Source organism: Rathayibacter sp. CAU 1779, assembly GCF_054551755.1.
In genome coordinates this window covers 2,388,435-2,400,274 of sequence record NZ_JBTOLK010000001.1, presented here as the reverse complement: position 1 = coordinate 2,400,274, position 11,840 = coordinate 2,388,435, and the positions used below count along the sequence as shown (strand labels likewise).

The window sequence follows — 11,840 nt, the reverse complement described above, 5'->3', positions numbered from 1 at the left end:
CGCGGGGGCCCCACCCCCGCACACCGCAGTCGGCTTGACGAGGGCCAACGACCGGCGCCGGCACAGCCGCCGCCTCCACGAGCGGCCCACCTCCAACCGTGGGCGCGGGCGCCCAACCCGCGCACCGCAGTCGGCTTGACGAGGGCCAACGACCGGCGCCGGCACAGCCGCCGCCTCCACGAGCGGCCCACCTCCAACCGTGGGCGCGGGCGCCCAACCCGCGCACCGCAGTCGGCTTGACGAGACCCCAACGCACGGCGCCGGCACAGCCTCCGTGCGTGTCTGAAAACAGGCAGGATCGCGCTCTCGCCCCGAAAACAGGAGCACTTGGCCTGTTTTCGGTCGCTTCTCCTGTTTTCAGGTCTCAGCCGTGTCAGCGGGGCCGGCGGCGGCCGAGCACGACGGCGCCGATGATCAGCAGTACGCCGACGACGAGCACGATCGGTCCGACGGTCGCCCACAGAGTCGACCCGCTCATCGCCGACCCGCCCAGCACGTTCAGGCCCTGCAGCATCCACACCAGCCCGATGATGCCGACGATCACACCGACGACGAGCAACGGCCACATGCGTTTCACGGGGCCACCCTACGCCCGGCGCCGCAGCTCGGACCCTGGCATCACCAGGTCGGGAGCCCGTCTGTCAAGGGGCTCCATCAACGCGCTTCGCGGCGGTGGGATCGTCGGACTCCAGTCGTGACGACGGAGGGTGCGAGCGGATCGCGCCGCTCGCACCCTCCGCCACGTGACCGAACGGATCGTCGGCCGGCCGTCTGTGCCTCAGTAACGCAGGCCGTGCCCGAAACGGAACGTCGGGTTCTCCGTGTCGAACGCGACGTCGGAGCGGCTGGCGCGCACGGCATCCATCGACCTGGGCAGATCGAACGGAAGCGAGCCCTGCGGCGAGCGCTCACCGAACAGCACACGGAGCACCGCCCCGTCGCTCGCACCGTAGTCCGCGAGGACCGCACGCGCCGACTCTTCAAGGCCGCCGAGCACGGCCGGCCGATCGAGATAGATGTCGATGACGGTCGGCACGGTGTTCGCGATGGTCGTCAGACGGTCGTGCTCCTCCGCGGGGAACTCGAGCGATCCGGAATGGAACAGGTCGGAGAATCCGCCCTTGTCGCTCGGTTCGAAGGGCGCCTTGATGCGCAGGATCGCGGCATCCGCCTCCTGGGGCGTCGCGACGACGGTGGCGTACGCGGCGAGCGCGCTCGCCTCGACGCCCTCCGCGTACACCTTGAGATCGCGCGAGAGCGGCAGCAGGGCATCCGTGTTCGTGAGGAGCGTGAGCGAGTCGCTCTGCGCATCCAGGCCCTCCGCCACGAAGTCGGCGCGTCCGACGACGGCCTCCGCCCGGTCCTCGTCGACGAAGGGCTCGTCGAAGAGGCCGAGAACGAACTTCTCGCGCAGCAGGCGGCGCACCGAGACGTCGAGACGCTCCTCCGTGACACGACCCTCTGCCACGAGGTCCAGGAGCACGTCGGTGCACAGCTCGCCGCCGAACTGGTCGATGCCGGCGTCCAGGGCTTTGAGCATGCGCTCAGGACGGCTGAGCTGCTCGACACCCCAGGCCCTTGCCGGCATGTCGGCTCCGAAGACCGTCACGTCGGTGAGCAGGCCCCAGTCGGTGCAGACGATGCCGTCGAATCCGAGCTCGTCGCGCAGCAGGTCGGTGATGACTCCCTTGTTGAAGCCGAACCCGACCTCCTCCCAGTCCGTGCCGACCGGCATGCCGTAGTACGGCATCATTTGCGTCGCGCCGGCTCCGATGGCCGCGATGAACGGCTTCAGGTGGTACTCCCTGGCATCGCCCGGATACACCTGCTCGCGACCCCACGCGAAGTGCGGGTCTTCGCCGTCCTTCTGCGGTCCGCCGCCCGGGAAGTGCTTGACCATCGTGGCCACCGACTCGGTGCCGAACGCGTCTCCCTGGAATCCGCGGATGTAACCCACGACGAGCCGGGACGTGAGGTCGGCATCCTCACCGAACGTGCCGGCGATGCGCGACCAGCGCGGCTCGGTGGCCAGGTCGATCTGCGGATGCAGCGCCACCCGCAGTCCGACGGCCAGGTATTCCTGCCGCGCCACCTCCGCGAAACGCTCGAGGCGCTCCGGTGAGCCGATCGCGGCGAAGCCCAGTGTCTCCGGCCACTGCGAGAACGGACCCGACATCATCGACGTGAGCGGGTTGTCGCTGAACGCATGGCGCGGATCGGTGGAGAACGTGATCGGGATGCCCAGCGGCGCCTCGAGCGCGACCCGTTGCACCGCGTTGTGCCACGCGGCGAACTCGCGTCCTCCTGGCGCCGCCCCGAGGAGGTTGAAGTGGTTCATGCGCCGGTTGCGCACCATGGCGAGCGCCGAAGGCAGCCCGAACGTCGGGTTGCCGACGGCGGGATCACCGAACGACACCATGGTGTGGAACAGCATGCCCGCCTTGTCGGCGGCGTCCATGCGCGCGAGAAGGTCGTTCACCCGCTGGTCGACGGCGAGCGCGGCGTCCTGGTAGGGGAAGCGCACGTCGCGCAGGGTTTCGTTGGTCATTGCTTTCCTTCTGTGTGTTGCGCCGGTCGTTCTGCCGACGGTACGAGCTTTCGCCGAGAGTGCGACGAGCGGATGCCGCAGGCGGCGGGCCGGGCGCCCGTCGCCTGCGGACGCTCACTTGCTGGACTTGATGAACCAGACGCAGAACGCGCCGAGCACGCTGAGCACGATGCCGACGGGGAACAGTCCGCCGTATCCGAAAGTCAGTGCGATAGCACCGCCCACGGCGGGCGCGACGGTCTGCGGAAGCGTCGCCGCGATGTTCACGACTCCGAGATCCTTCGCGAAGGACTTGGCGGACGGCAGCACCTGGGTCATCAACGCCTGGTCGACGGCGCCGAACATGCCGAAACCGAGCCCGAGTACGAAGGTCATGATCATCCACGAGGTGAGCGTCGGCCAGGCCCACGGCAGCACGAGCGCCACCGCCATCACGATCGACGACGCGAACACGAACGGCTTCCGACGGCCGAGCTTGTCGGAGATGGGACCGGAGATCACCATCATCGGCACCATTCCGGCGATGCTGATGAGTCCGAGCACGGGGATGACCGCTTCCGGCGTCTTCACGTGCAAATAGTTCTGCAGGATGTAGAGCTGGAACTGGGTCACGGCGAAGTACCCCGTGTAGAGGAGCAGGCGCCCTGTGAAGGCCCAGAAGAAGTCGGGGTGCTTGATCGGGTTGACCCAGAACGTCTTGACGAAGTCCATGAATTTGAACGGTTCCGGCGTGATGTTGGTGCTCGAGTAGTCCGGGTTGAACACGCAGAACAGCGTGAGCATCAGGATCGAGAACACTGCGAAGAAGATGTATCCGACAGAGATGCTGTTGAAGAAGACGGACCCGATGATCTGTCCGCCGAGCGCACCGACCATCGTGCCGACCCCGACCAACGCCGAGAACGTTCCCCGTCGCTTCAGCGGAACGCGGTCGGGCATCACGGCGCTCAGCGGACCCTGGGCGAAGTTGAAGCTGATCTGCACCAGGGGCCAGACGATCGCGATGGCCCAGATCGAATGCGAGAAGGCGAGTCCCACGAGCGAGAGAGCGCCGGCCAGTCCGCCGAGGACGATCCAGGGCGCGCGCCGGCCGAACCGCGACCGGGTGCGGTCGGAGATCTGACCCGCCACAGGCTGCGCGACGAGCGCCGCGAATGCGCCGATCGTGGCGATGATGGTCAGGTTCGCCAGTCCCTGAGCCTTGTCGATGAGCTGCACCTGCTGGGGAAGCAGGATGCTCGGCACCGACCCCCACACGATGAAGATGCCGAGATTGGCGGGAATGCTCCACCAGAGCAGACGGCGGACACCCTTGATCGGTGTGGGCGGGTCGTCCTCACCGGTGGCGGTGGCGATGAACGTGGTCTCGGTGATCGGCGCCGCTTCGGGTGCGGCCGGTTGTGACGACATTGTCATGGCTGGTCCTTGAGGGTTCGGGTGACACGAATTCGGATCCGCCCGGCATGCATGTCGGCGAGCGGATACGGCACGCTAACACAGGAAACCGGCAGGAGTGCCGGTTTTGTCACGAAAACCTGCAAATGTGCCGATTTTCGGCTCGCGGTGCCCGGATCGGCCCGCGCGGACGGGCACAATGGTGGGGATGTCAACGATGGAACAGGGCTACGCGAGCGGTCGCGCACGCCGCGAACGGATCATCCAGGTGGCCACCGAGCTCTTCGGCCGCGTGGGGTTCAACGGCGCGACGATGCTGGAGATCGCCGCCGAATGCGGCATCTCCCGCGCAGGGCTTTCGCACCACTTCCCCACCAAGGAATCGCTCCTGGAAGCCGTGCTGGAGGAACGCGACCGCGAGGACCGCGAGCGCTTCAGGCGCAATGGATCCGGCGGTTCCGACGGCCTCGGCATCCTGCGCGGCATGGTCGCCTTGGCCGCTCACAACACCGCCGTCCCCGGCCTCATCGGCCTCTACGCCGTGCTCTCGGCCGAGGCGGGCGAGGCATCGCATCCGGCGCACCAGTACTTCATCGAGCGTTACGAGCGCATCCGCTCCGGTACGGCACGCGCGCTCCGGCGAGCAAAGGACGCCGGCCACCTCGTCGACGACGTCGACGTCGACGCGACGGCGATCGAGCTCACCGCACTCATGGACGGCCTGCAGGTGCAGTGGCTGCTCGATCCGGAGTCGGTCGACATGCCGGCGATCGTGCAGCGGCGTATCGAAGAGGTGCTCGTCGCGCCGCTCTTCGCCGAGGACGACGAACCCGCCGTCGTCTGATCCGCCGGCTGAGCCACACCGCCGATCGAGCGTGTCGGAACGGGCTCTGCCATTGTGCAGGTTCCGACACACTCAGCCGGCAGTGGCAAGCGCTCAGGTGAAGTCGATGCGCGGATCCGGCGGGCAGTTCCAGCGCAGGATCGCCTGCCGCTCGTGCTCGTAGCCGAGCTCGCACACGCTTCCGGTGCTGAGCCGCAGCACCGCCCCTGCCGGGATCGGGAGCTCGGCCCAGGTGACAGCGAGCATCCGCAGGAAGTGTCCGTGCGAGACGAGCAGAACGTCCTGGCCGTCCTTGAGGCTGTCGGTGCACTTGTCGATCACGCGCTGGGCCCTGGCCTGCACGTCGGCCGCGGTCTCCCCCGGTGTTTCGCCGGGGATGACGCCGTCCGTCCACAGATCCCACGGCTCGCCGCCGCGAGACTGGATGATCTGCGCCGTCGTGACACCCTCGTACCCGCCGTAGTCCCACTCGACGAGGTCGTCGTCGATGGTGGGATGCGCATAGCCGGCGAGCGCGGAGGTGCGGCGGGAGCGCATCCGCGGACTGCACAGCACCATGGCGAACCGGTGCCCGCGCAACATGGATCCCTGGTCACGCGCCTGCTGCTCGCCGAGCTCCGTGAGCGTGAGATCCGTCACGCTCGTGTGCCGTCCCACCCGAGACCACGGGGTCTCCCCGTGACGGATCAGCACCAGCTTGCCCGCGCGATCGGTTTCGCCGTCCGACATTCACCCTCCAGGCTCGTACCCCGCATCACAGCCTGACAGATGCAGCACCAAGGGACCATCATCCGGGCACGAGACGCCCCTCGCGGCTATCATCGGCGTGTCCGGCAGGCGTCGTGGGTGCACCACGACCACGTGCCGGTGCTCGCAAAAGGGGCACGCAGCCGCCGCATCGGGATGCGACGCGCGAGACACATACGGCACCCCACGTCCGTTTCGTCTCGAAAGGCACCGCCATGTCCACCGTGTCCGCTCACGTCGCCGTCACCCTCGCCACGCAGCTCGACCACGTGTTCGGGGTGATGGGCAACGGCAACGCGTACTTCCTCGACGCGCTCGAGCGTGAGACGTCCGCCACCTACACGGCCGTGCGGCACGAGGCCGGTGCCGTCGTGGCGGCGGATGCGCACTTCCGCGCATCCGGACGCATCGCCGCAGGCACGGCGACATACGGCGCCGGGTTCACGAACACGCTGACGGCGCTCGCCGAGGCGGTGCAGGCTCGCGTGCCACTCATCCTCGTGGTCGGAGACGAGCCGACCTCGGGACCGCGACCGTGGGACGTGGACCAGATCGTTCTCGCCGCAGCAGTCGGCGCGCGGACGTACACGGTGGGCCGCGCCGACGCTGCGGCCACGACGGTGATCGCCGTTGAGCACGCGCTCGCGTACAGCGTGCCGACAGTGCTGGCGATCCCGTACGACGTCGCACGTCTCGACGCCGGCCCGGTCCCGGCCGCACCGACGCCCCGGATGCCGCTGCCTGTCGCCCCGGACGATGCGTTCGCGACGGCGCAGCTGGCCCGACTGGCCGGTTCGCTCGCCGGAGCGGAGCGTCCGTTCCTGCTGGCTGGGCGAGGCGCCTGGCTTGCCGGGGCCGGATCCGCGCTGGGCGCCCTCGCCGATGCGACAGGCGCTGTGACGGCATCCACCGCACTCGGACGCGGTGTGTTCCCCGACGCGCGATACGACCTGGGCGTGACGGGCGGTTTCGGTGCGGAGGGTGCGATGGAACTCGTGCGGGAGGCGGATGTCGCGGTGGTGTTCGGCGCGTCCCTCAACGCGTTCACGATGCGCTTCGGCAACCTCTTCGCGCCGGGAGCAGAGGTGACCCAGGTCGATATCGCACCGGCGGCCACGCATCCGCACGTCGGCGGATTCCTGCGCGGAGACGCCCGGATCGTCGCTGAACGCCTCGTCGCAGCCCTCGCCGCGCGCAGGGCGACACCGAGCGGATGGCGCGAGTCCATCGACCTTCCCGTGCTGACCCGTCGCCCGGCCGGCGACGGCGTCTGTTCTGACGGCAGGCTCGATCCGCGCTCGGTGGCCGCGCGCATCGCGGAACTTCTGCCTGAGGATCGCGTCGTCGTCTCCGACGGTGGTCACTTCATCGGATGGGCGAACATGTACTGGCCTGTCGCCTCCCCTGACCGCATGCTCATGGTCGGCACCGCCTATCAGGCGATCGGACTCGGGATGCCGCAGGTCGCGGGTGCGGCGCTCGCCAGGCCGGACTCCACCGTCGTGCTCACAACGGGAGACGGCGGTGGCCTGATGTCCCTCGCGGAGCTGGAGACGGCGGTGCGCGTGGCTCGCGGACGCGGCCTCGCCGTGGTCTGGAACGACGCAGCCTACGGTGCGGAGGTGAACCTCTACGGCCTGAAGGGTCTGGCACGGGAGCCGATGCTGATCCCGCAGGTGGACTTCGCCGCCCTGGCGCGTGCCGTCGGCGCGGAGGGCGTGGCGGTCGAGTCGTTGGACGACCTGGAACGGCTCGGAGAGTGGGCGGCGACTCCGTCGGTCGAGCGTCCGTTCCTGCTCCTCGATTGCCGCATCTCGCCGAGTGTGGTCTCGCCGTATCAGGTGGAGGTGATCCGGGCGAACGCGTGAGCGCAGGGATGCCCCAAGCAGGAGGGCCGAAGTCTCGACTGTTCGAGCCGGATCGGTTCGTCTCAGGACTGCTGGAGCATGATGCGGTCGAAGAACGCGGCGAGAGCATCCGGCTCGGTGAGCGGCAGCACGGCAGCGACGTACTGATCGGGGCGCACGACGACCACGACGCCGTCGCGGGAGAGTCCGCGCTCCTCGAAGATGTCATGGCCGTCGCCTGTCGCGTACACCTTCTCCCAGTTCATCAGCCGCAGCGAGCCGCACAGCGGACGGAACACGTCGGGGGCGGCGAACACGTCGACATCCTCGAACCTTTGCTGGTACGTGACCTTGACGTCGAACACAGCGTCACGATCGGCGTCCTCCGGTGTGTACCGCACGATCGGCGACTCGGGCGAGGCCAGCATCCACTGCGCCCAGTCGGCGAGAGCGGATGCCTCACCCTGGGTCCTCTGGTCGGCGAACGCGTAGACACGCCAGCGTCCATCGGCGAGGTGGTGGTGACCGATGTGCTCGACGTTGCCGTCGCACACCCGCACGACCTCGGCGGACCTGAACCGCTTTCCGATCGGAAACCCTGTCGCGAGCGCCTGGTGGGTGGAATCGGCGGTGATCATCGACGGCGTGTACTGCGTCATGAACCCGGAGGGGAACTCGCTCGTGGCGAGGTAGAAGGTGGCCAGCTCCTGCGGATCGTCGATCTCCTCCGGCCTGCGCGCCATGAGGGACGACCACTCGCGGTCGAAGTCGATGAGCTGCTGCGCCACCGGCTGCCGCTCGGCGGAATACGTCGACAGCAGCGCCTCCCCGCTGCGGCCGGTGAGCACCGATCCCAGCTTCCATCCCAGGTTGAATCCGTCCTGCATCGACACGTTCATGCCCTGTCCGGCCTTGGCCGAATGCGTGTGGCAGGCATCGCCCATCAGGAAGACGTGCGGTGCGTGGTCGGCATCCACATCCACGTCGTCGAACTTGTCGGTGACCCGATGGCCCACCTCGTAGACGCTGTACCAGGCGGCCTGCTTCACGTCCAGCGTGTACGGATGCAGGATCTCGTTCGCCTTCGCGACCGTCGCCTCCAGCGGCGTCTCCCGCACGCGATGATGGTCGTCGGGGGCGACCGCGCCGAGGTCCACATACACCCGGCAGAGGTATCCGCCCTCACGCGGAATGAGCAGGATGTTCCCCGCCTCCGCGTTGATGGCGCACTTGGTGCGCCAGTCGGGGAAGTCGGTGTCGACGGTGACGTCCATGACGCCCCACGCGTGGGCGGCATAGCCGCCGAGGTGTTTGCGGCCGATCGATTCCCGCACGCGGCTGCGAGCGCCGTCGCCGCCTGCCACGTACGTGGCACGAACGGTTCGCTCCTCGCCCGCGCGCGGTCCGGCGACGTGCCGCACCTTCACCGCGACGGGATGTTGACCCTTCTCGTGCACGGTCAGGTCGAGGAACTCGACGCCGTAGTCCGGAGTGATCCGGCCCGGGCCGCGCAGCGCGGCCTCGGCGAAGTAGTCGAGCACCCGTGCCTGATTCACGATGAGGTGCGGGAACTCGCTGATGTCCTGCGCGTAGTCGGCCTGACGTGTCGTGCGGATGATGTTCTCGCGGTGCTCCGGATCCGGCGTCCAGTAGTTCATCCAGCCGATGTTGTAGGCCTCGGCAACGATCTGCGGCGCGAATCCGAAGGCCTGGAACGTCTCCACGCTGCGCGGCTGGATGCCGTCGGCCTGTCCGATCGCGAGTCGGCCGTCGCGTTGCTCGATGATCCTGGTCGTCACGTCGGGGAACTGCGACAGCTGCGCGGCGAGCAGCATGCCGGCCGGACCGGATCCGACGATCAGCACGTCCATCTCATCGGGCAGCTCGACGGGCCGGTCGATGCCGGATCCCGCTGCCGGCAGTACGCGCGGATCCCCGGAAACGTAACCGTGGTGATGGAACTGCATGGCGACGTGACTCCCTTGTGACGCGCTCGCGTGTGACCCGGTTGCCTGTGTCCCTTGCTCGGCCGCCGGGCTGCAGACCTGCTGGGTTCGCTGTGCTGCCGGGGCCGTGGCACGTGCTTGCCGGGTCATCTCAGATGATATACGATTTCGGATACAATGCAACGGGGCAGCAGCGAGGGAGCCATGGACGAATCGGACGAGCGCGCGCGGCACGATTCGGCGGATTCCGGAGACCACCGTTTCGCGGCCCTCCCCTGTCGTCCAGGCAAGGTCCTCGCCGTGCACCTCAGCTACGCGTCGCGAGCAGATCAGCGCGGTCGCAGACCGGCCGCTCCGTCGTACTTCCTCAAGCCGTCGAGTTCCATCGCGGCGTCCGACAGTCCGATCGTGCGTCCGCTCGGCACGGAGCTGCTCGCGTTCGAAGGCGAGATCGCGCTGGTGATCGGCGAACCGGCTCGACGAGTGACGGTCGACGACGCGTGGGCCCACGTCGACTTCGTCACGGCTGCGAACGACTTCGGGCTGTACGACCTGCGGGCGAACGACAAGGGCTCGAACGTCCGCTCCAAGGGCGGCGACGGCTTCACGCCGATCGGGCCTCGCCTCATCGATGCCCGGACGGTCGATCCTTCGGCGCTTCGGGTGCGCGCGTGGGTCAACGGGCAGCCCGCGCAGGAGGACACGACGGCCGGGCTGCTCTTCCCGCTCGCCCAGCTCGTGGCGGATCTGTCGCAGCACGTCACGCTGGAACGTGGCGACGTCATCCTGACGGGGACGCCGGCCGGGTCCTCGGTCGTGCTTCCCGGCGACATCGTGGAGATCGAGGTGGATGCGCCGACGGCGCCAAACGCACCCTCCTCCGGTCGCCTGGTCACCACCGTCATCCAGGGCGATGAGGCGTTCGATCCCGCGCTCGGATCCCTTCCCGCGGCCGACGACCTGCAGCGGATCGAGGCGTGGGGGTCGTCCGAGGCCGCAGGACTCAGCTCCCAAGGCACAGCGGCCGCAGGCCTCGCTCCGGGTTCGGCAGGGCCGGCACTCTCCCCCGCGCTCCGCGCGAAGCTCGACGAGGCGCCGACCGCTGGGCTGTCCGCCCAGCTGCGCAAGCGCGGCCTGAACAACGTGTTCATCGAGGGCGTGAGCCCCTTGCATCCGGAGTCGAAGCTCGTCGGCGTCGCCAAGACGCTGCGCTTCGTGCCGAATCGCGAGGACCTGTTCCGTGCTCACGGCGGCGGATACAACGCGCAGAAGCGCACCTTCGACGCGGTGCGCGACGGCGAGGTGATCGTCATCGAGGCACGCGGGGACGCCGGATCCGGCACCCTGGGCGACATCCTCGCCATTCGTGCGAAGGCCGCCGGGGCGGCCGGCATCGTCACGGACGGCGGCATCCGCGATCACGACGCCGTCGCCGCGGTAGGGATCCCGGTGTACTCGAACGGATCGCATCCAGCGGTGCTCGGACGCCGGCACGTCCCGTGGGATGCCGACCTCACGATCGCGTGCGGCGGCGCCACGGTGCAGCCGGGCGATGTCATCGTGGGCGACGCGGACGGCGTGATCGTCATCCCTGCAGCCATCGCGGAGGAGGTCGTCGACGCGACGCTCGCCCAGGAGGCAGAGGACGCCTGGATCGCCGAGCGTGCGGCGGAGGGACATCCGCTCGACGGTCTCTTCCCCATGAACGACCAGTGGCGCGCGCGGTTCGAGGAGCGGGACGCACACGGGACGGATCGGCGATGAGCGACACGGCCGTCCACTCGGCGCCGGCGACGAGCAAGTCGGAGCAGGCGTACGCGTACATCCGGCAGCGCATCCTGGACCATCGCTACACGCCCGGATACCGTCTCGTGCTCGGCACCATCGCCGCCGATCTGGACATGAGCGTGGTGCCGGTGCGCGAAGCGATCCGCCGGCTGGAGGCCGAGGGCAGCGTCACGTTCGAGCGGAACGTGGGCGCCCGCGTCGCGCTCGTCGACGAGACCGAGTACGTGCACATCATGCAGACGCTCGGACTCGTCGAGGGTGCCGCCACCTCCCTCTCGGCGCCGCACCTGACGGCGGCCGACCTCGATGAGGCGCTCGAGGTCAACGAGCGCATGCGCCGTCTGCTGGATCGCTTCGACCCGCACGAGTTCACCCGGCTGAACCATCGCTTCCACTCTGTGTTGTTCGAGCGGTGCCCGAATCCCATGATCCTCGAGCTCGTACACCAGGGGTGGCATCGCCTTCCCGGTGTGCGCGACACCACGTTCGCGCTCGTGCCCGAACGCGCGCCGCACTCGGTGGAGGAGCACATCGGGCTCGTTGAGCTGATCCGGTCAGGTGCGGACCCGCTCGAGATCGAGCTGGCTGCGCGGGGACACAGGTGGCGCACGCTTGACGCCTTCCTCGCCGCACGCCGACGTCGGGCGGCGGGCGGATCCCCGGGCGACGACACCGATCCGGGTCCCACGACCGACACCGATTCCGGAGGACTGCCATGACGGACT

The 11,840-nt window shown here is 68.6% G+C and carries 9 protein-coding genes; 4 read left to right on the top strand and 5 right to left on the bottom strand.

What is annotated here, in order from left to right:
• Nucleotides 1-373: 373 nt before the first annotated feature.
• From ACX9R5_RS10965 to ACX9R5_RS10955, 3 genes are all read right to left on the bottom strand, one after another.
• Nucleotides 374-568 carry a hypothetical protein gene (locus ACX9R5_RS10965; RefSeq protein ID WP_459409080.1) on the bottom strand — a complete coding sequence of 65 codons (195 nt, stop codon included), beginning with the start codon at nucleotides 566-568 and terminating at the stop codon, nucleotides 374-376.
• Nucleotides 569-778: 210 nt separating this feature from the next.
• Nucleotides 779-2,548 carry a glycoside hydrolase family 3 protein gene (locus ACX9R5_RS10960; protein WP_459409000.1) on the bottom strand — a complete coding sequence of 590 codons (1,770 nt, stop codon included), beginning with the start codon at nucleotides 2,546-2,548 and terminating at the stop codon, nucleotides 779-781.
• A gap of 114 nt (nucleotides 2,549-2,662) precedes the next feature.
• Nucleotides 2,663-3,964 (bottom strand): MFS transporter, encoded by a 1,302-nt coding sequence (locus ACX9R5_RS10955; RefSeq protein ID WP_459408999.1) that lies wholly within the window; start codon nucleotides 3,962-3,964, stop codon nucleotides 2,663-2,665.
• 187 nt (nucleotides 3,965-4,151) lie between these two features.
• Between ACX9R5_RS10955 and ACX9R5_RS10950 the strand changes: the two genes are divergently transcribed.
• Nucleotides 4,152-4,787: a TetR/AcrR family transcriptional regulator gene (locus ACX9R5_RS10950; RefSeq protein WP_459408998.1), complete on the top strand. Its 636-nt coding sequence runs from the start codon at nucleotides 4,152-4,154 to the stop codon at nucleotides 4,785-4,787.
• A 93-nt stretch (nucleotides 4,788-4,880) separates the two neighbouring features.
• Here ACX9R5_RS10950 and ACX9R5_RS10945 read toward each other — a convergent pair whose 3' ends face one another.
• Nucleotides 4,881-5,516, bottom strand: coding sequence for a histidine phosphatase family protein (locus ACX9R5_RS10945; RefSeq protein WP_459408997.1), 636 nt, complete (start codon nucleotides 5,514-5,516; stop codon nucleotides 4,881-4,883).
• Between the two features lie 233 nt (nucleotides 5,517-5,749).
• Here ACX9R5_RS10945 and ACX9R5_RS10940 point away from each other — a divergent pair, with 233 nt between their 5' ends.
• Nucleotides 5,750-7,402, top strand: coding sequence for a thiamine pyrophosphate-binding protein (locus ACX9R5_RS10940; RefSeq protein ID WP_459408996.1), 1,653 nt, complete (start codon nucleotides 5,750-5,752; stop codon nucleotides 7,400-7,402).
• A gap of 62 nt (nucleotides 7,403-7,464) precedes the next feature.
• Here ACX9R5_RS10940 and ACX9R5_RS10935 read toward each other — a convergent pair whose 3' ends face one another.
• Nucleotides 7,465-9,348: an FAD-dependent monooxygenase gene (locus ACX9R5_RS10935; protein ID WP_459408995.1), complete on the bottom strand. Its 1,884-nt coding sequence runs from the start codon at nucleotides 9,346-9,348 to the stop codon at nucleotides 7,465-7,467.
• Between the two features lie 183 nt (nucleotides 9,349-9,531).
• Between ACX9R5_RS10935 and ACX9R5_RS10930 the strand changes: the two genes are divergently transcribed.
• On the top strand, nucleotides 9,532-11,091 hold the full coding sequence (locus ACX9R5_RS10930; protein WP_459408994.1) for a fumarylacetoacetate hydrolase family protein: 1,560 nt from the start codon (nucleotides 9,532-9,534) through the stop codon (nucleotides 11,089-11,091).
• Complete coding sequence (locus ACX9R5_RS10925) at nucleotides 11,088-11,834, top strand: GntR family transcriptional regulator (RefSeq protein WP_459408993.1); 747 nt, start codon at nucleotides 11,088-11,090, stop codon at nucleotides 11,832-11,834. The genes ACX9R5_RS10930 and ACX9R5_RS10925 overlap by 4 nt, the downstream gene beginning before the upstream one ends.
• Nucleotides 11,835-11,840: the final 6 nt, after the last annotated feature.

Coding starts and splice junctions, on each gene's coding strand:
- ACX9R5_RS10960 (WP_459409000.1), bottom strand. CDS start 2,548: ATGACCAACGAAACCCTGCGCGACGTGCGCTTCCCCTACCAGGACGCC.
- ACX9R5_RS10950 (WP_459408998.1), top strand. CDS start 4,152: ATGTCAACGATGGAACAGGGCTACGCGAGCGGTCGCGCACGCCGCGAA.
- ACX9R5_RS10930 (WP_459408994.1), top strand. CDS start 9,532: ATGGACGAATCGGACGAGCGCGCGCGGCACGATTCGGCGGATTCCGGA.
- ACX9R5_RS10955 (WP_459408999.1), bottom strand. CDS start 3,964: ATGACAATGTCGTCACAACCGGCCGCACCCGAAGCGGCGCCGATCACC.
- ACX9R5_RS10925 (WP_459408993.1), top strand. CDS start 11,088: ATGAGCGACACGGCCGTCCACTCGGCGCCGGCGACGAGCAAGTCGGAG.
- ACX9R5_RS10935 (WP_459408995.1), bottom strand. CDS start 9,348: ATGCAGTTCCATCACCACGGTTACGTTTCCGGGGATCCGCGCGTACTG.
- ACX9R5_RS10940 (WP_459408996.1), top strand. CDS start 5,750: ATGTCCACCGTGTCCGCTCACGTCGCCGTCACCCTCGCCACGCAGCTC.
- ACX9R5_RS10945 (WP_459408997.1), bottom strand. CDS start 5,516: ATGTCGGACGGCGAAACCGATCGCGCGGGCAAGCTGGTGCTGATCCGT.
- ACX9R5_RS10965 (WP_459409080.1), bottom strand. CDS start 568: ATGTGGCCGTTGCTCGTCGTCGGTGTGATCGTCGGCATCATCGGGCTG.